This is a genomic window from Qipengyuania qiaonensis (genome assembly GCF_019711515.1).
Classification (GTDB): Bacteria; Pseudomonadota; Alphaproteobacteria; order Sphingomonadales; family Sphingomonadaceae; genus Qipengyuania; species Qipengyuania qiaonensis.
Map to the genome: position 1 here is coordinate 101,977 of NZ_JAIGNO010000007.1, position 17,003 is coordinate 118,979.

The window sequence follows — 17,003 nt, forward strand, 5'->3', positions numbered from 1 at the left end:
TCATTTAATGCCTGCTGCCTGGGCGGCGGGCATGGTGTTGGCAGTTTGGGCGACGCCGGCTGCCTGCTTGCCGAGCAGGGCGCTGCCGGCGGCCTTTACTCCGCTTGCACCGACCGCCACGTCTTCGGTTTCCTTGCCGCGAGTCACGCGTACACTCGGACCGCTACGAACTGGCTGGCTTACTCCGCCAACGACCTGCGGAGCTGCAGCTGCCGCGACACCCTGAGGCGGTGCCGTTCGGCGCTGGAAGCGAGATACGTCGCCACCGGTTACATATGTGCTCTTCCCATCATCGGGCCGCGACATCGCCTCGCGCAGAAGCTTTTCTTCTTCTTCGGGCGTGGCATTATCGGGAATGGCGACATCGCCCGAAGCGATAGCGCGCTCGAGTTCGCTCTGGTTGTCGGCGAGCGAGCGCAGCGAGAGACTCAGCGTGCCGATGGTTTGTGCTACCGCGACCTTCTCGGCGATGACCGGCGTCACCTCGATCGTGACCGTGCTGAATGCTTTCACGACGGTTGATCCATCTTCGGCCTTTTCCGAAACGGTCGACTGGTCGGTTGCGAGTACCCGAAGGTTACGAAGAATGGTTTCCGACGCTTTCAAAGCGGTACCTTCGCCTTCGACCTGCTGCGTCAGGACCATATCCACGCGGTCGCCCGGGAAGACGAAGCCGGCCACGCCCGATTGGGCTGTCACCGGTACGGTAATGGCGCGCATTCCTGGCGTAAGGGCTGCGGCAAGGAAGCCGCGATCGCCCGGAGCGACAAGCGACCCCTGAGTCACTGGTTCTCCGGCGGTGATCGGATGGCGCACGACCGTGCCGAGCAGCTTGCTGATGTCGGCTTCGCCATCGAGGAAATAGGCGTCCTGGACCAGTTCTTCCGGCCACGCCTGGAAGCCGATTGAGTCGGCCGTGATGATCGTTCCCACAGGCAGGGCGCGCTGCGCGACGAGGACTTTGGGGCCATTCGGTTCGACCTGTGCGGCAGCCTCGGCCTGCGGCGCACTGGCGCCTGTAAACATGCTCCGCGCGACAAGCGCCGTACCGACCGCTACGATCAGTGCTGCAACCAGCAGAACCAGTTTCTTTCTATCCATGGCTATCTAGCCCCCTAGTTCAGCTCGCCAAATCCCAATGCGAGCAAGTATGGTTTCACGCTGTACCGGCGAATTGGTTAAGATCGGGTTTTCACCCAAGGCCGATTGCATTGCCCGCCTGCAGCATCTGTCCGCTCGCCACGATCCAGATCCCGGCAAGCGAAATTGCCGGTCCATATGGTACCCACAGTTCGCGATCGTGGCGGCGAATGATCCGGATCGATCCCAGCGTGACGAGAAGGAGTATGACAAAGGGGGCCAGCACCAGTGCGATGGTGGCGATCGGGCTTTTCGAAGCGGAGTCGATCAGGCCTGCCGGCAGCGAAAGTCGTGGGCCGCCGAGCACAGAGCTCGCGAACAGTGCAGCGACTGCCGTGCCCATTACCAAAAGCACCGCGTCCCGCGCTGGATTTGTGCGGATTGTCGTGGAACGCGCCACCCGCCATGCGCCGACGGCCATGGTCAGGACCCAGCCAAGCATTGCCATGGCGACAAGCAGAAGCGTGAACTGCGAGGGAGGTACCCACAGGGCGAGGGCGGTCAAAAGCTTGACGTCGCCTCCGCCCATTTGACGGATCGCGAACAGCACGCAGCATACCGCAAAGACGATGAGCGAAAGCCCGATTTGAACAGCGATTCCCGGCCACAGCGGCAGCCCGACTGACAGCCAGTACAAAGGTGCGCCAAGGGCAACGGTGAGCGTCAGCCGGTTGCTGATCGTTCTGCTCTTGAGATCGGTAACGATCACCCAGAGGAGCGCGATTGCCAATCCGGCAAGCAGTACGTAGGTGAAAATTTCGCTTTGCATTTCGCCCCCAAGGCTTTGCTTCGGGGGGCGGTGCTACAGGAACGTGCTTACCAAAAAGTAACCATAGAGGAGGTCGCGATCACCGGGATACCAGCGCAGGGGCGCACATTCGACCGGCGTGCAATAGCTCCCGCGGCTCGCGAGTCGACATTTGCGTTGGCCGACGGCCATGACATCCGTCGGATCGATTGGCCGGGTGCCAATGATGGATTGCGCGGTTCGATACTGTTCCTTCCCGGGCGCGGCGATTTCTACGAAAAGTATCTAGAGACGCTCGACCAATGGCACCGCGATGGCTGGCGGGTAACGGCGGTCGACTGGCGAGGACAGGCCGGGTCGGGCAGGTTGGGCGAGGATGCCGTTACTGGCCATATCGCGGACTTTTCCGATTGGGTCGATGATCTCGCATATGTCTGGCGCTCATGGAAGTCGGAAACGCGCGGACCACATGTCCTGGCTGGCCATTCGATGGGCGGTCACCTGGTTTTGAGAGCGCTTGTCGATCATCGCATCGATCCCGATGCGGTGGTGCTCACCGCGCCGATGCTGGGCATGTCCGGACCGCCGTTGCCGCTGGCCGTGCTTCACGGTGTCGCACGCATTATGACCAAAGTTGGCAAGCCGACGCGGCCCGCTTGGAAATGGAGCGAAAAGCCGGGCGAGATGCCGGCCAATCGGCGTGACCTTTTGACTCATGATGCCGAACGTTATGCAGACGAGCTGTGGTGGCGCGAGAAGCGGCCCGAACTGGTCATGGGGCCGGGAAGCTGGGGCTGGGTCGAAAGGGCTTATGCCTCCGTCCGTCGGTTGGAAGAAGCGGGCGCGATGGAAGACGTGGAAGTGCCCGTTCTGGTGCTCAGCACGGCCGCCGACAAGCTGGTAAGTCATCCGTCCGCAGCTCGCGCGGCGCAGCGTTTACCCAAGGGTGAACTGGTTGCGTTCGGCAACGAGGCGCGTCACGAAATCCTGCGCGAGGTAGATCCTGTCCGTGATCGCGCCATGGCTGGCGTTGCAGAATTCCTCAACCGAGTGGCTCCGCCGGAGGTCGCGTGACGACCTACGATTTTGCATTGGTCGGTGCCGGTATCGCTGGCGCCAGTCTCGCTGCCGAACTTTCCCTTGGTGGTGCCAGGGTACTGCTGCTCGAAGCGGAGGACCGCCCTGGCTACCATGCAACCGGCCGCTCCGCAGCTTTCTGGGATGAGTGCTACGGCGGCCCCGAAATTGCGCCACTGACGCAGGCATCCGGACCGTACCTGAGTGATGGTAGCTTTCTGCAAAAGCGCGGTGCTCTCTATATCGGCCGCGCCGACGACAGGGAACTGGCTATCGACTTTGTGAGGCGCTTCACTTTGACCGGTGCGACGCTTCAACATCTTGAACGGGCTGAACTGCGCAAACGCGTTCCTGGAATTCGCTACGGATGGTCGGATGCGGTCTGGGCGCCCCTATGCGCCGATATCGATGTTGCGGCGCTTCACGCGCACTTTCTGGCGCAGGCGCGCCGGAACGGCGCGACGCTCGCATGTCGGGCGCGCGTAATCGGTTTGGAGCGCACTGCCGAACGCTGGACGATCGTGACCGAGCACGGCGATGAACATAGTGCGGCGGTGACCGTAAACGCGGCCGGAGCATGGGCGGACGGGCTGGCCAGAATGGCGGGGGCTGGGCCAGTGGGAATCACTCCCTATCGGCGGACTGTCGCGCAGCTTCGCGTGGATCCACCGGTGCCGGAGGATCTACCGCTTGTGCTCGATTTGGGTGGCAAGTTCTACTTCAAACCTGAATCGGGCCGCCTGTGGTTGAGTCCGCAGGACGAAGATCCGAGCGAGCCTTGCGATGTGGTGCCCGAAGAACTGGTTCTTGCCCAGGCGATTGCGCGGCTCGAGGCGGTGGTCGATTGGCGCATACAGGCGGTCGAACACAAATGGGCAGGCCTGCGCAGTTTTACGGCGGACAGACGGCCGGTCTTCGGCTTGGACCCGCAAGTCGAAGGGTTTGCCTGGTTCGCAGGGCAGGGCGGCTTCGGCATCCAGACCTCACCTGCGGCTGCGCGTCTGGGACGGCAGCTCTTGCTCGGCGAAAGTCGGGACGACATGACGGCTAATCTCGACGCCGATCTCTATTCACCCGCTCGGTTCGGGTAGCCATAGCTGCAACATTTGTTAGGTTGTTCGGCGAATCCTAACCGCAGGCAGGAGACCGCAAACATGGCGCATCATTTCAAGATCAAGAAGAACAAGGCCGGCGAGTATGTGGCGTATTTCATGTACAACTCGGAAGCGATCTTCTGGACCGAGGGCTACAGTTCCAAGGCCAGCGCCAAGAATGCCATCGAGTCGGTCAAGAAAAACGGCCCGGCCGCCGAGACCGTCGACGAGAGCTGATCAGCCTTCCGCGGCGATCCTCTCGGCCTCGTCGCTGGCGAGGCGATCGACGCGGTCGTTTTCCGGGTGACCCGAGTGCCCCTTGACCCAGTGCCATTCGACATTGTGGCGAGCGGTCAGTTCGATAAGTTCGTGCCATAGCTCTGCGTTGCGCACGGGTTTCTTGCTGGCATTGATCCAGCCACGCTTTTTCCACCCATGGACCCACTTGGTAATACCGTCGATCAGGTACTTGCTATCGGTGTAAAGATTGACTTCGCAGGGCTCGATCAGCGCGCTCAGACCTTTTATCGCGGCGGTCATTTCCATACGATTATTGGTCGTATCCGGTTCGCCGCCCGAAAGTTCCTTCTCGTGGCGCCCCATGCGCAGCAGTGCACCCCAACCGCCGGGACCGGGATTGCCCTTGCAGGCACCGTCGGTAAACAGTTCGACTTTCTTCATGTGAAGGCGCTCTGGCCGTTTGCGCGATAGAATTCCAGTCGTCGCATGAAATCCATGGGATCCTTGCGTCGCACCAGCGCATCCGCCGGCGTGTCGAGCCAGTCTTGTGCGCGGCTCGCAATGAAACGCAGGCAGGCTCCCTGAGCCAGCGACGGCAACGCTGTGCGCTCGCTTTCGCTCAACGGACGCAGGCTTTCATAGCCTTCGATCAGTGCCTTTCCCAATTCGGCGTAATTCCGTCTGCCGGATTGGTCGAAGCACCACGCGGCATGCGTTACCGCCAAGTCGTAGGCCATTGCTCCGCTACAGGCGAAATAGAAGTCTATCATGCCGGTCACGCGGTCGCCCAGCATCAGCACATTGTCCGGAAACAGGTCCGAATGGATGATCGACGCCGGTAGGTCGCTTGGCCAGCTTGCAACGATACCGTCGCCAAGCGCGAGAACGGCCGGCAATTCGGGATCGATCAATGCTAGCGCGTCGCGACCGCATTGGACAAGCATGGCGAGCGTCTGTGGCGGTCCGAGATCGTTTGCCCGGGTCATTGGAAAGCCTTGCGCGGCGAGATGCGTCTGGGCCAGCGCGACACCGACGGCCCGAAGCTGCGCCGGATTGGGCGTGGTGGGCGACACGCCCGGAAGAAATTCGATCAGCGCCACGGCTTTATCGTCGATCTTCCGCCAAGCGGCGCCGCTGCGATCGTGAATGGTGCGGGGCACCGGGCAGTTTGCGTCCGACAAATGATCCAGCAAGCCGAGAAAGAACGGCAGATCGGCGGGATCGATCCGCCGTTCGTACATCGTCAGGATATAGCGCGCACGGGTCGTCTCGATAAGCCAGTTCGAGTTCGAGACACCTTCGGCGATCCCCTTTGCGGAAACCAGTTCGCCGACATCGTATTCCGCGATCAGTCGCGCGAGGTCTTCCGCCCCGAGATGGGTGTAGACCGCCACTCTATTCGGTAAGTTGCCGCGGCAATTTGAAGATCATGTTCTCTTCAGCGGTCGTCACGATGTCTTCTTCGACAACCCGCCAATCCGACAGCCGATCGACCACCTCGCGTACCAGTTTTTCGGGTGCGGACGCGCCGGCCGTGAGGCCGACCGTACCGATGCCTTCCAGCCAGCTAGGATCGATTTCCTCTGCGCGCTGGATGAGCCGGGCATCGGTGCCCATGCGTTCGGCGACTTCCACCAGGCGGAGAGAGTTGGAAGAATTGGGCGCGCCGATCACCAGCACGAGATCGCAGCTTGGCGCGATTTGCTTGACCGCAGCCTGCCGATTGCTGGTCGCGTAGCAGATGTCTTCCGCCTTCGGAGCGACGATCTGCGGAAACCGTTCCTTGAGCGCGAAAATGATGTCGTGAGTATCGTCCACCGACAGGGTCGTCTGGGACAGATAGGAGAGATCGTCTTCGGCCGTGAACCTGAGATTGGCAACATCTTCGACCGTCTCGACCAGAGTGATCTGGCCTGCGGGTACCTGGCCCATCGTGCCAACGACTTCCGGATGGCCCGCATGTCCGATAAACAGGATGTGCTGGCCCTTTTCTATCTGACGTTCGGCCTGGCGATGAACCTTGCTGACCAGCGGGCAGGTGGCATCGACATAGAGCATGTTGCGCCGTTCCGCTTCGGCAGGAACGGTCTTGGGGACGCCATGCGCACTGAACACCACTGGCGCATCGTCGGGCACTTCATCCAGTTCTTCGACGAAGATCGCGCCTTTGGCTTTGAGGCTATCCACAACGTACCGATTGTGCACGATTTCATGCCGCACATAGACCGGCGCGCCGAACTTCTGCAGGGCCCGCTCGACAATCTCGATCGCCCTGTCGACACCTGCGCAGAAACCGCGGGGTGCGGCGATAACGAGCTTCAGGGGAAGGCGCGGATCGCTTCCCGGAGGAGCAGGCGTGGATTGAAAGGGAGCGTTCATGTACCGCCCTCTAGCGCTTTCGCGCGGTCCAAGCTAGGGCAAGCCGCAGCCCGCCGGGCGACGAATTCGAATGACCGCAATAGGGAAAATAGCCGCATGACCATCCGTACCCGCCTTCTGCCCGCGCTTGCCCTTGGCCTTGCCTTGGCCGGCTGCGCAAGGGAAGGCGATCTGATCATCGATCAGGGCGTCGGCATTTCTGCGGTTCGCAGCACCTGTCCTGCCGTGGGAATTCCCGACTATACCGGCGATATCACGACTTTTCGCACACCGGGTTCTACGACGTTTTCCGATCTCGATGTAACCGCAGCGATCACGAATCTGCGATCGACATGCAACGAGGGTGCGACCGATCGGGTGTATTCGGAAGCGACTTTCGATGTCGTGGCACGTCGTACCGATACACGGGGTAGTCGAACGGTCACGCTGCCCTATTTCTCGACCGTCCTACGTGGCGGATCGTCGGTGGTGACCAAACGGCTTGGCAGCGTCAACCTGCAGTTCGCCGATGGGCAGGAGCGGGCTCAGGCGCGCGGTGTGGCAGGTGCCTATGTCAACCGGGCCGAGGCCACGCTTTCCGATGATATACGTCAGCAGATCACCCGCAAGCGCGAGGCCGGCGATCCGGATGCCGCGCTCGACCCGCTGGCCGATCCCGCAGTGCGCGCGGCTGTCCAGCGGGCAACTTTCGAACTGCTGGTCGGCTTCCAGTTGACCGAGGAACAGCTGCGCTACAACGCGACGCGCTAGGGCATGGTATCTTGCCATTTCGTGCCGATAGTCTAGGCGCGCGCAATGGCTGACATGCAGACACTCCACGCGGCCTTCGCGGCCCGCATCGATGCGGTATTGAGCGCTCTCGAAATGGAAGGCGTGTTGCCGGCCGGCGTTTCGCGCGCCAACGTAACCGTCGAACCGCCGCGCGATGCCACGCATGGCGATCTGGCTACCAACGCCGCGATGGTCCTCGCCAAACAGGCGAAGACCAGTCCACGTGCTCTGGCAGAGAAGATCGTGCAGCACCTCGAGAGCGATCCCGCCATCGCCAAAGCCGAAATCGCCGGTCCGGGATTCATCAACCTCGGTCTGGAAAGCGATGTCTGGCGGCGCGAGCTGCAAGCGATCGCAGCACTGCGTGACAAGTATGGTCGTTCGGAGATCGGCCAGGGCAGGACGGTCAATGTCGAGTATGTCTCGGCCAATCCGACCGGGCCGATGCATATGGGGCACTGTCGCGGAGCTGTGGTGGGCGACGCGCTGTCGAGCCTGCTCGAATGGGCGGGATATCGCGTCACGCGCGAATACTATGTGAACGATGCGGGCGGACAGGTCGACGTTCTCGCACGGTCCGTGCACCTGCGCTACCGCGAGGCGCTGGGAAATGAGATCGGAGAAGTGCCCGAAGGTCTCTATCCGGGCGATTACCTCAAGCCGGTTGGCGAACGGCTCGCGCAAGAATTCGGGCCTGTTTACAAGGCTGCGCCCGAAAGCGACTGGCTAGCGCTGTTCCGCCAGCGGGCCGTTGCCGCGATGATGGAGATGATCCGGGCCGATCTCGCCCTGCTTGGTATCCACCACGATCTGTTTTCTTCCGAAGCTGAATTGCAGGCGGCGAAAAAACCTGAGGCTGCAGAAGCATGGTTGCGTGAACACGGCTTCGTCTATGACGGCGTCCTCGAAGCGCCAAAGGGCAAGGCGCCGCCCGAGGATTGGGAGCCGGTGGAGCTGCCGCTCTTCCGCTCGACCGAATTCGGCGACGATCAGGACCGGCCGATCAAGAAGTCGAATGGAGCATGGACCTATTTCGGGGCCGATCTCGCCTATCACTTCCAGAAGGCGGAAAAAGCCGACGCGATGATCGATATCTGGGGCGCGGATCACGCCGGTACGGTCAAACGCATCAAAGCCGCCGTGGCCGCGCTGACCAAAGGTGCCGGGCGCGACGTGCCGTTCGACGTCAAGCTGGTGCAGATGGTCAAACTGCTGCGCGATGGCGAGCCGGTGAAGATGTCAAAGCGCTCGGGCACTTTCGTCACGCTTGCCGACGTCGTGAACGAGGTCGGCAAGGACGTGGTGCGCTTTACCATGCTCACCCGCAAACCCGATGCGCAGATGGAATTCGACTTTGCCAAAGTCGTCGAAGCATCGAAGGACAATCCGGTTTTCTACCTCCAATACGCCCATGCGCGCATCTGCTCGACACTGCGCAAGGCCGGCGTAAAGCCCGAAGACGCATATCTCGACCGGTTGGGTGCGGACGAACTCGCTCTGGTTCGCGAGGCGGCGCAATTTCCGCGCGTGGTCGAGGCGGCAGCCAATGCGCGCGAGCCGCACCGCATCGCCTTCTTCCTTGGTGATTTAGCCGCCGCCTTCCACAGTTTCTGGAATGCGGGTAATGACGATCCCTCGAAGCGGATCATCCAGGAGGGCGATCCCGATCTGACTACCGCGCGGCTGTTTCTCGCGGCACAGGTCGGGCAGGTGATCCGCAACGGCCTCGCGATACTGGGGGTCGAAGCGGTCGAGGAGATGTGAGTATGGCGTCACCGCCCTACGGAACGGACGAGGAATGGGAAGGCGAGGGTCAGCTCGACCTGGCGGACGATGAAAGCCTGCCTTGGCTCGAAGCCGGCGTGGATGACGAAGAAGCCGCCCGGTTCGACACGTCGCGCCTGGTCCTTGTGGGCTTGCTGGTAGCAGCCCTGCTTGGGGTGGTCGGCGGCGGCGTATGGTTCTTGACCAGCCAGGCTTCCGACGAGCCTGAGCCTGATGGCAGCCTGATTGCTGCTCCTGACGAACCATACAAGACCAAGCCGGAAAATCCGGGCGGCAAGACCTTCGCTGGCACCGGCGATACGAGTTTCGCCGTGGGGGAAGGGCAAACGCGTGAAGGCAAGCTGGCGGAGCCGAGCGTTGCGCCCCAGAACGAAGTGGGCGCATCGGCCGGTCCGTCGATTGCATCCACGGTCGATGAAGCACCGCGTACCGCACAAACTTCGGGTACAGCGGTTCAGGTCGGTGCTTACCCAAGCCGCGAAGATGCGGAGATGGCCTGGTCGAATATTACGCGCCAGACCGAGGTCCTGAATGGCGTCCGCCACCGCGTAGTCGAGGCTCAGGTCGATATCGGGCGCGTTTTCAGGTTGCAGGCGATGGCTGGCGATCGTGCAGCGGCCAACCGACTTTGCGCGGCGCTCAAGGGTGATGGCCTGGCCTGTTTCGTCAAATAGGCTGGCGGTCGTGCTTGATTTCCACATCTCCCACGGGTCGCAAGCTTGCGGGATTCGAGCGAAAGACCCAATTTCTTGACATGACGCCTGCCATATTCGGTGTATCCGGCCTTGAACTGACGGCTGACGAGCGCGCCTTCTTCAAGGAGGCAGATCCGGCTGGCTACATTCTTTTTGCACGCAATTGCGAGAGCAAGGACCAACTGCGCAAACTGACCGATGATCTGCGTGCGATACACGGTCGCGAGCGGCTGATTGTCTCGATCGATCAGGAAGGTGGCCGTGTCGCGCGGATGAAGCCGCCCGTCTGGCAGCGCTATCCAGCCGGTGAACTCTTTGCAAAGCTGTGGGAAATTGCCCCGGCTTCCGCGATCGAGGCCGCACGGGTCAATGCCGAGGCGATGGGCCGGGAGCTGGCCGAAATGGGTATTTCGGTCGATTATCATGCCCCCTTCGATGTGCGCCGTCCTGAAACCGACGACGTGATCGGCGATCGCGCACTTGGCAGCGAACCGATGCAGGTGGCCGCGCTCGGCCGTGCGGTACTCGACGGTATGGCACGCGCGGGCATCGTGGGTTGTCTGAAGCACATGCCAGGCCATGGCCGTGCGACCTCCGATACACACAAGGAATTGCCGGTTGTCATGGCGAGCGACGAAGAGCTCGAAGTCGATATTGAGCCTTTCCGGACGCTTGCGGCTCATCCGCTGGGCATGAGCGCTCATATCGTCTTCGAAGCTTGGGATGCGACAACGCCCGCCACGCTTTCCGAAAAAGTGATCCGCGACGTGGTTCGCGGCAAGATCGGTTTCGAGGGCCTGCTCCTGTCCGACGATATCGACATGGAAGCGCTCGATGGGACGATTATCGAGCGCTCGATTCGCGCGCTTTCCGCCGGCTGCGACATCGTACTCAACTGCTGGGCCAAGATGGACGATCAGGTCGCCATAGCAGAGCGCGGTGGCACGATGGGGACGCAAACTGCAGTGCGCCTCGAGCGAGTCCACACGGCGATGGGCGAACCGCAGGACGGGCCGGAATCGGCAGAATTACTGGCCAAACGCGACGCCTTGCTGGCGATAACCCGTGAATGGGCCGCATGATCAGCGACGGCATCCTCTTCAATGACCCTGAAGTCGGGGAACGGGAGGACTGGGACGGGATCGCTGCCGAAGTTCCGGTAGATGAGAACGCGCTTTATCTGGAACTCGACGGATGGGAAGGGCCACTGGATCTCCTTCTCGATCTGGCGCGCCGACAGAAGGTGGATCTGCGCTCGATCTCGATCCTGTCGCTGGTTGACCAATATCTCGGTTATATCGACCGGGTCGAGGCGCTGAAGCTGGAACTGGCCGCCGATTACCTCGTAATGGCGGCATGGCTCGCCTACCTGAAATCGGCGATGCTCTTACCGAAGGAAGAGCAGGAGGATCCGAGTCCCGAGGAATTGGCGCTCAAGCTGCAACTGCGCCTGCAACGTCTCGGCGCCATGCGCGATGCGGCGGCCCGGCTCATGGGCGGGGACAGGATTGGGCGCGACGTGTTCCTGCGAGGGAGCCCGGAGGGCCTTGAAATTGCGCGCAAGAACCTTTGGCAGTGCGACCAATTCGCCCTGATCGAGGCCTATGGCAGGGTCAAGGCGCGAACCGCGCCCGCGATTCACATGGTTCGCGAACGCCCCGTGATGACGCTCGAATCGGCACTTGACCGTGTGTCGAATATGCTCGGCGTTACGCTCGACTGGATGGAATTGCGTGACTTCCTTCCGCCCCATGCCGAACCTCGTTTGCGGCGTTCTGCCTTGGCCTCGAGTTTTGTCGCTGCGCTCGAATTGGCGCGCCTCGGCAAGGCGGAATTGCAGCAGGAAGACACCTTCGGTCCGCTTCATTTGCGACGGATGCCGGCCTGATGGATGAACTAGCCCGCGCCGTCGAGGCCGCGCTGTTCGCTGCGGAGGAACCGATGACGGCCGAGGCCCTGGCCGGTTTCCTTGGCAATGCCGCGGTTGGCGATGTCCGTGAAGCGCTGCAGAACGTGGCCAAGCATTATGAAAAGCGCGGCATCCATCTCGTCGAGAGGGGCAAGCGCTGGCATTTCGAAACGGCTCCGGATCTCGCCCATTTGCTCAGGCGCGAAAAGGAACAGGTTCGCCGCCTCAGCCGCGCTGCAACCGAGGTTCTGGCGATCATTGCCTATCACGAACCGGTTAGCCGCGCGGAAATCGAATCGATCCGCGGTGTGCAGACGAGCGGTGGAACTCTCGACGTGCTGATGGAAGCGGGCTGGGTGAAGATAGCTGGACGGCGGGAGGTCCCGGGACGGCCAACGATCTACTCCACCACGGCTGAATTTTTGGACCATTTCGGCCTGTCGAGTCGACGCGACCTACCGGGAATCGCGGAATTGCGGGCTGCTGGCCTGCTCGACCCGGTCGAGGACGCCTACGAGGAACTCATCGGTGACAGCGATGTCGCTGCGGAGCGGAACGACGCCGGGCCGAGCGTCGAGGCTGTCGACGAAGACTGACTAGCGCTTAAGCGCGTCTGCGCCTATACTGGACCCTGCGTTATCTAGAGAGAAGGTCCCATGGGTCTTAGTGTCTGGCAGCTTGCCATAATCGCCATCGTAATTCTCGTCCTGTTCGGCCGGGGCCGTATTTCCGAGATGATGGGAGATTTCGGCAAGGGTATCAAAAGCTTCAAGCAGGGCATGAACGAGGAAGAAAAGTCCGCGAAGCAGATTTCCCATGAGGCGAAACCTGCCGAAGACGGGCTGACTCCCGACCAAGTCAAGCAAACCGCCGACACCAAGTAATCCGCGAACAGGCGGAGGCAGGTCATGTTCGATATCGGCGCCAGCGAATTGCTGGTGATCGTCATCGTGGCGATCCTTGTGATCGGGCCAAAAGACATGCCCAAGGCCTTGCGCACAGCCGGTCGCTGGATCGGCAAGCTGCGCCGGATGTCCAGCCATTTCCGTGCCGGGATCGACGAAGTGGTCCGTCAGGCCGAGATCGAGGAAATGGAAGAAAAATGGGCCGCTCGGAACAAGAAAATCATGGCGACATATCCCGACGGCTCAAGCCCGGAAGGAGGCGCGCCGGAGAACCTGCTACCAGGCGAGATGGAACCGCTTTCGTCGGCTGACGAGGTGCCCGACGCCGACGCTGCGGCTGAAGCGGCGATCAGACGTGCGGCACCGGTAAGGGCGCCGGAGCACGCGGACCGATCGCCTCCCCCTAAGGATCCGCCCGCCGAAAAAAGGGACGCCTGAAATGGCGGTCATCAAGGATATCGACGAGAGCCAGGCGCCGTTGCTCGATCACCTGATCGAACTGCGTTCGCGGCTGGTGCGCTGTGTCTTGGCGCTGATCGTCGCATTCGGGATCTGCTTCTATTTCGCGGACCCCATCCTTGGGTTCCTGATCCAACCGCTCAAGAACGCCTTCCCGGAAGGAGAGGGGCAGCTGATCTTCACGAAGCTGTACGAGGTTTTCTTCGTCGAAATGAAGGTCGCGCTGTTCGCAGGTTTCTGCCTGAGCTTTCCGATCATCGCGAACCAGTTATGGGCCTTCGTCGCGCCGGGCCTGTATGCGCGGGAAAAAAAGGCCTTCCTTCCATTTCTGCTGGCGACCCCGATCCTGTTCACGATGGGCGCGGGCCTTGCTTATTACGTGGTGATGCCAACCGCCTTCAGGTGGTTTCTCGGCTTTGAGGGAACCGCTGGCGGGCTCGAGATTCAAGCGCTCCCGACGGCGAACGAGTATCTCGGATTGGTCATGCAGTTCATCCTCGCCTTCGGGATGAGCTTCTTGTTGCCGGTTTTGCTGCTGCTGCTGCATCGCGCCGGAATCGTGAGCAGAGAGCAACTGGTTGGCGCGCGGCGCTATATCGTCGTGCTGGTGGTGGCAGTCGCAGCGATCATCACGCCGCCCGATCCGGGCTCGCAACTATTGCTGGCCATTCCGCTATTGCTGCTGTTCGAAGGGTCGCTCGTATTGATGCGTCTTACCGACAAGCGCCGCAAGGCCGAGGTGGGAGCCAACGTTTCCGAGGATGCTCAGTCAGCGTCGTAGACCTTGCGCCCACCGACCCAGGTTTCCAGCACTTTGGTCGCCCGCAATTCGTCCGGGCTCGCGAGCAGGGGGTCGCGGTCGACAAGCACGAAATCCGCGCGCTCGCCCGGCAGCAGCTTGCCAAAGCGGCCTTCCGCAAATCCCGCATAAGCCGCTTCGCTGGTAAAACCGGCCAAGGCCTGCTCGCGATTGACGCGTTCCTCCGGACGCCACCCGCCAAAAGGCTTTCCATCGGCGTCCATCCGTGTGGTTGCAGCGGCCAGCCCGGCAAAGGGGTCGGGCGATTCGACCGGAGCGTCCGATCCGAAAGCCAGCCGCCCACCCAGCTTGAGTATCGAGTTCCAAGCATAGGCTCCCCCCAGTCGGTCCGAGCCCAAACGCGCTTCCGCCATCAGCCGGTCGCTGGTCTGGTGGACGGGCTGCATGGAAGCGATGATGCCGTTTTGGCCGAATTTCGGAAGGTCGACCGGGTCTACGATTTGCGCATGTTCGATCCGCCAACGGCGATCGCCGGGGAAGCTTTCCGCAATTTCGGCAACTGCGTTCACCGCATCTTCGTTCGCCGCCGTGCCGATGGCGTGAATTGCCGGCTGGAAATTGCCCTGCGCCGCGCGAACTAGGATATTGCGCAGCTTGGCGGGACCGGTCAGCGGCAGGCCGGTATTGCCCGGGTCGTCGGCATAGGGCTGCTTGAGCCATGCGCCGCGGCTGCCCAAGGCACCGTCGAGATATATCTTGATCCCGTTCATCCGCAGCTTGTCGTCATACAGCCAGGGCGATGGGCGCGCGCCGGCGATTAGCTCCATCTGTTCCGGCCCGGCGGCATAGGACATGATCCTGAGCGTCAGCGCGCCCTTGTCGCCCGCGCGGCGGTAGGTCTGCCAATCTTCGATCGTGGTGCCCATGTCGGCGACTGCCGTAATCCCAAAGCGATGCAGAACGATCTGCGCTTCCGCAAAGGCCAAATCGCGTTCGTTCGGACGTGGTGCCGGGATGGCGCGCGTCATCAACTCCTCGGCTGCATCGACGAACACGCCGGATGGCTGCTGCGATCCCGTCATTCGCTCAACCCGGCCGCCGGCAGGGCTCTTCGTTTCGGCGGTGATTCCAGCCGCCTGCATTGCGAGGCTGTTGGCCCAGCCGGCATGTCCATCTACTCGCTGGAGATAGACGGGTCGGTCGCCAACGGCGCTGTCGAGTTCGGCGGCTGTCGGGAATCTGCCCAGTCCCCACTTCTCCTGATTCCAGCCGCGTCCGAGAATCCACGGTCGTGATTCGTTCTCGGCTGCGAAAAGACGGATCTTTTCCAGCGCTTCCTGCAGCGAGTTCGTGTCCGAGAGGTCCAGCGTCAGCGCGCCGATGCCGATGCCCATGACATGTGCGTGCGCATCGATCAGCCCTGGAATCATTACCGCGCCCCCACCATCCTCTCGATAATCGGTCTGCGGCTTCTTGTCCTTCGACGTCAGTGTTCGCGCGACCTTGCCGTCATCGTCGATGACCAGTGCGCTGAAACGCTGTATCTCGCCATCTGCCCCGATGGTAATTCCCTCGACGTTGTCGACCAGCACGTCCGCAGTCGCTGGCGTGGAAAGTGCGAGTGCAAGCGTTGAGGCAAGGAATTTGAAGTTCATTTCAAGCGGTCCGATCCCGGTTTCGAGCGGCCTGCGATAAGGCATAGCTCAGACGAGGCAAACCCTTTCGGAGATTGCATGGCGTGGCGGCGCGCCGTAGGGGCAGGGCCATGACAAAAGCATTTCCCGTCCGTGTTGCCGCTAACGCGACCGAGCTCCTGACCGTAAAAGATGTACGTGCCGCCGCCGCGCGTATCGCAGGAGCAGTAGTCCGGACGCCGATGTTGCGCTCGCAGACACTATCGGAGATTTCCGGGGCCGACATCTGGCTCAAGTTCGAAAACCACCAGTTCACTGCAGCCTACAAGGAGCGCGGTGCTCTCAACGCACTCCTCCATTTGAACGATGAGCAGCGTTCACGCGGAGTCATTGCGGCATCGGCCGGCAATCATTCTCAGGGACTGAGTTATCACGGTCGCCGTCTTGGCGTGCCGGTCACAATTGTTATGCCGCAGACCACACCGAGCGTGAAGGTCATGCAGACCGAGAGCGTTGGGGGTAACGTTACGCTGTTCGGCGAAACGTTCGACGAAGCTTATGCGCATGCGCGCGAGCTGGAGCAGGAGCGCGGCCTGACCTTCGTTCATCCTTTCGACGATCCCCTAGTTGCAGCCGGCCAGGGAACGGTCGCGCTGGAGATGCTACAAGACAAGGACGATTTCGATTGTTTTGTTGTGCCTATCGGCGGCGGCGGTTTGATGAGCGGTATGGCAACGGTCGCCAAGGCGCTCAAGCCCACGATCGAGATGGTCGGTGTGCAGGCTGAACTCTACCCGTCGATGTATTCGGCGGTAACCGGGGACAAACGGCCTTGTGGCGGCGATACGCTGGCCGAAGGGATCGCCGTTAAGGAACCGGGTGAATTCACTCGGCAGATTGTTGGCGAGCTGGTCGACGATGTATTGCTTGTGAAAGAAGGGAAGCTCGAGCACGCGGTGGCACTGCTCCTGCAGATAGAAAAGACCGTGGTGGAAGGTGCGGGCGCAGCGGGTCTGGCTGCCATTCTCTCCAACCCCGAGAAATTCGCAGGCAAGACGGTCGGCCTCGTGCTCTGCGGCGGCAACATCGACACGCGCCTCCTCGCAAATGTTCTCCTGCGCGATCTTGCTCGCTCGGGCCGTCTCGCGCGCTTGCAGATTGTGTTGCAGGATCGTCCTGGCGCGCTGTTCAAGGTGATGCGCGAGTTCAACGAGCACAACGTCAACATCATCGAAATCTATCACCAGCGCATCTTCACCACGCTGCCTGCCAAAGGGCTCACGGCGGAAATCGAATGTGAAGCACGCGATGGCGACCAGATCGACCGGCTGGTGCAATCGTTGCGCGCGAAAGGCTACAGCGTGGAATTGGCCGAACTGGCCTGATTTCGCCAACTTCGCGCGATCG

Annotated in this window: 19 protein-coding genes; 13 read left to right on the forward strand and 6 right to left on the reverse strand. The window is 61.5% G+C overall.

The window, feature by feature from the left end; translation table 11 throughout:
* On the reverse strand, window positions 1–1,101 hold the full coding sequence (gene cpaB, locus K3174_RS11935) for a Flp pilus assembly protein CpaB (protein WP_221558644.1): 1,101 nt from the start codon (window positions 1,099–1,101) through the stop codon (window positions 1–3).
* Window positions 1,102–1,192: 91 nt separating this feature from the next.
* Window positions 1,193–1,909: an A24 family peptidase gene (locus K3174_RS11940; RefSeq protein ID WP_221558650.1), complete on the reverse strand. Its 717-nt coding sequence runs from the start codon at window positions 1,907–1,909 to the stop codon at window positions 1,193–1,195.
* A 156-nt stretch (window positions 1,910–2,065) separates the two neighbouring features.
* Here K3174_RS11940 and K3174_RS11945 point away from each other — a divergent pair, with 156 nt between their 5' ends.
* From K3174_RS11945 to K3174_RS11955, 3 genes are all read left to right on the forward strand, one after another.
* The gene (locus K3174_RS11945) at window positions 2,066–2,962 is read left to right on the forward strand and encodes an alpha/beta fold hydrolase (protein WP_247712126.1); all 897 of its coding nucleotides are present in this window, start codon (window positions 2,066–2,068) and stop codon (window positions 2,960–2,962) included.
* The gene (locus K3174_RS11950; RefSeq protein ID WP_221558652.1) at window positions 2,959–4,056 is read left to right on the forward strand and encodes an NAD(P)/FAD-dependent oxidoreductase; all 1,098 of its coding nucleotides are present in this window, start codon (window positions 2,959–2,961) and stop codon (window positions 4,054–4,056) included. The genes K3174_RS11945 and K3174_RS11950 overlap by 4 nt, the downstream gene beginning before the upstream one ends.
* A 63-nt stretch (window positions 4,057–4,119) precedes the next feature.
* Complete coding sequence (locus K3174_RS11955; protein WP_221558654.1) at window positions 4,120–4,296, forward strand: YegP family protein; 177 nt, start codon at window positions 4,120–4,122, stop codon at window positions 4,294–4,296.
* Here the strand turns inward: K3174_RS11955 and rnhA are convergent, their stop codons facing one another.
* Genes rnhA through ispH form a run of 3 tightly spaced genes read right to left on the reverse strand, consistent with a single transcriptional unit; the run spans window position 4,297 to window position 6,678 of the window.
* Window positions 4,297–4,740, reverse strand: coding sequence for a ribonuclease HI (rnhA, locus tag K3174_RS11960; protein ID WP_221558662.1), 444 nt, complete (start codon window positions 4,738–4,740; stop codon window positions 4,297–4,299).
* The gene (thrB, locus tag K3174_RS11965) at window positions 4,737–5,693 is read right to left on the reverse strand and encodes a homoserine kinase (protein WP_221558671.1); all 957 of its coding nucleotides are present in this window, start codon (window positions 5,691–5,693) and stop codon (window positions 4,737–4,739) included. The genes rnhA and thrB overlap by 4 nt, the downstream gene beginning before the upstream one ends.
* 1 nt (window position 5,694) lies before the next feature.
* A complete protein-coding gene (gene ispH / locus K3174_RS11970; RefSeq protein WP_221558673.1) occupies window positions 5,695–6,678 on the reverse strand; it encodes a 4-hydroxy-3-methylbut-2-enyl diphosphate reductase in 984 nt (327 codons plus the stop codon).
* Between the two features lie 96 nt (window positions 6,679–6,774).
* Between ispH and K3174_RS11975 the strand changes: the two genes are divergently transcribed.
* The 9 genes from K3174_RS11975 (at window position 6,775) to tatC (ending at window position 13,983) form a co-directional block, all read left to right on the forward strand.
* Window positions 6,775–7,428: a hypothetical protein gene (locus tag K3174_RS11975; protein WP_221558675.1), complete on the forward strand. Its 654-nt coding sequence runs from the start codon at window positions 6,775–6,777 to the stop codon at window positions 7,426–7,428.
* A gap of 45 nt (window positions 7,429–7,473) precedes the next feature.
* Window positions 7,474–9,213, forward strand: coding sequence for an arginine--tRNA ligase (gene argS / locus K3174_RS11980; RefSeq protein WP_221558677.1), 1,740 nt, complete (start codon window positions 7,474–7,476; stop codon window positions 9,211–9,213).
* 2 nt (window positions 9,214–9,215) lie between these two features.
* Window positions 9,216–9,908: an SPOR domain-containing protein gene (locus K3174_RS11985; protein WP_221558679.1), complete on the forward strand. Its 693-nt coding sequence runs from the start codon at window positions 9,216–9,218 to the stop codon at window positions 9,906–9,908.
* A gap of 80 nt (window positions 9,909–9,988) precedes the next feature.
* Entirely contained in the window at window positions 9,989–11,011 is a 1,023-nt protein-coding gene (nagZ, locus tag K3174_RS11990; RefSeq protein ID WP_221558681.1) for a beta-N-acetylhexosaminidase, read from the forward strand.
* Window positions 10,999–11,817 (forward strand): segregation and condensation protein A, encoded by an 819-nt coding sequence (locus K3174_RS11995; protein WP_425594434.1) that lies wholly within the window; start codon window positions 10,999–11,001, stop codon window positions 11,815–11,817. The genes nagZ and K3174_RS11995 overlap by 13 nt, the downstream gene beginning before the upstream one ends.
* Entirely contained in the window at window positions 11,817–12,434 is a 618-nt protein-coding gene (gene scpB, locus K3174_RS12000; protein WP_221558690.1) for an SMC-Scp complex subunit ScpB, read from the forward strand. Before K3174_RS11995 ends, scpB begins: the two co-directional genes overlap by 1 nt.
* Before the next feature lie 60 nt (window positions 12,435–12,494).
* On the forward strand, window positions 12,495–12,722 hold the full coding sequence (gene tatA / locus K3174_RS12005) for a twin-arginine translocase TatA/TatE family subunit (protein ID WP_221558692.1): 228 nt from the start codon (window positions 12,495–12,497) through the stop codon (window positions 12,720–12,722).
* A 24-nt stretch (window positions 12,723–12,746) separates the two neighbouring features.
* Window positions 12,747–13,181, forward strand: coding sequence for a Sec-independent protein translocase protein TatB (gene tatB, locus K3174_RS12010; RefSeq protein ID WP_221558694.1), 435 nt, complete (start codon window positions 12,747–12,749; stop codon window positions 13,179–13,181).
* Between the two features lies 1 nt (window position 13,182).
* A complete protein-coding gene (tatC, locus tag K3174_RS12015) occupies window positions 13,183–13,983 on the forward strand; it encodes a twin-arginine translocase subunit TatC (RefSeq protein ID WP_221558696.1) in 801 nt (266 codons plus the stop codon).
* Here the strand turns inward: tatC and K3174_RS12020 are convergent.
* Entirely contained in the window at window positions 13,968–15,617 is a 1,650-nt protein-coding gene (locus K3174_RS12020; RefSeq protein WP_221558870.1) for an amidohydrolase, read from the reverse strand. The genes tatC and K3174_RS12020 overlap by 16 nt on opposite strands.
* Window positions 15,618–15,727: 110 nt before the next feature.
* Here K3174_RS12020 and K3174_RS12025 point away from each other — a divergent pair, with 110 nt between their 5' ends.
* Window positions 15,728–16,981 (forward strand): threonine ammonia-lyase, encoded by a 1,254-nt coding sequence (locus K3174_RS12025; RefSeq protein WP_221558698.1) that lies wholly within the window; start codon window positions 15,728–15,730, stop codon window positions 16,979–16,981.
* Window positions 16,982–17,003 lie beyond the last annotated feature (22 nt).

Coding starts and splice junctions, on each gene's coding strand:
- cpaB (WP_221558644.1), bottom strand. CDS start 1,101: ATGGATAGAAAGAAACTGGTTCTGCTGGTTGCAGCACTGATCGTAGCG.
- K3174_RS11995 (WP_425594434.1), top strand. CDS start 10,999: ATGGGCCGCATGATCAGCGACGGCATCCTCTTCAATGACCCTGAAGTC.
- rnhA (WP_221558662.1), bottom strand. CDS start 4,740: ATGAAGAAAGTCGAACTGTTTACCGACGGTGCCTGCAAGGGCAATCCC.
- K3174_RS11955 (WP_221558654.1), top strand. CDS start 4,120: ATGGCGCATCATTTCAAGATCAAGAAGAACAAGGCCGGCGAGTATGTG.
- nagZ (WP_221558681.1), top strand. CDS start 9,989: ATGACGCCTGCCATATTCGGTGTATCCGGCCTTGAACTGACGGCTGAC.
- K3174_RS11975 (WP_221558675.1), top strand. CDS start 6,775: ATGACCATCCGTACCCGCCTTCTGCCCGCGCTTGCCCTTGGCCTTGCC.
- ispH (WP_221558673.1), bottom strand. CDS start 6,678: ATGAACGCTCCCTTTCAATCCACGCCTGCTCCTCCGGGAAGCGATCCG.
- scpB (WP_221558690.1), top strand. CDS start 11,817: ATGGATGAACTAGCCCGCGCCGTCGAGGCCGCGCTGTTCGCTGCGGAG.
- tatB (WP_221558694.1), top strand. CDS start 12,747: ATGTTCGATATCGGCGCCAGCGAATTGCTGGTGATCGTCATCGTGGCG.
- K3174_RS11985 (WP_221558679.1), top strand. CDS start 9,216: ATGGCGTCACCGCCCTACGGAACGGACGAGGAATGGGAAGGCGAGGGT.
- tatC (WP_221558696.1), top strand. CDS start 13,183: ATGGCGGTCATCAAGGATATCGACGAGAGCCAGGCGCCGTTGCTCGAT.
- K3174_RS12025 (WP_221558698.1), top strand. CDS start 15,728: ATGACAAAAGCATTTCCCGTCCGTGTTGCCGCTAACGCGACCGAGCTC.
- K3174_RS11940 (WP_221558650.1), bottom strand. CDS start 1,909: ATGCAAAGCGAAATTTTCACCTACGTACTGCTTGCCGGATTGGCAATC.
- K3174_RS12020 (WP_221558870.1), bottom strand. CDS start 15,617: ATGAACTTCAAATTCCTTGCCTCAACGCTTGCACTCGCACTTTCCACG.
- argS (WP_221558677.1), top strand. CDS start 7,474: ATGGCTGACATGCAGACACTCCACGCGGCCTTCGCGGCCCGCATCGAT.
- tatA (WP_221558692.1), top strand. CDS start 12,495: ATGGGTCTTAGTGTCTGGCAGCTTGCCATAATCGCCATCGTAATTCTC.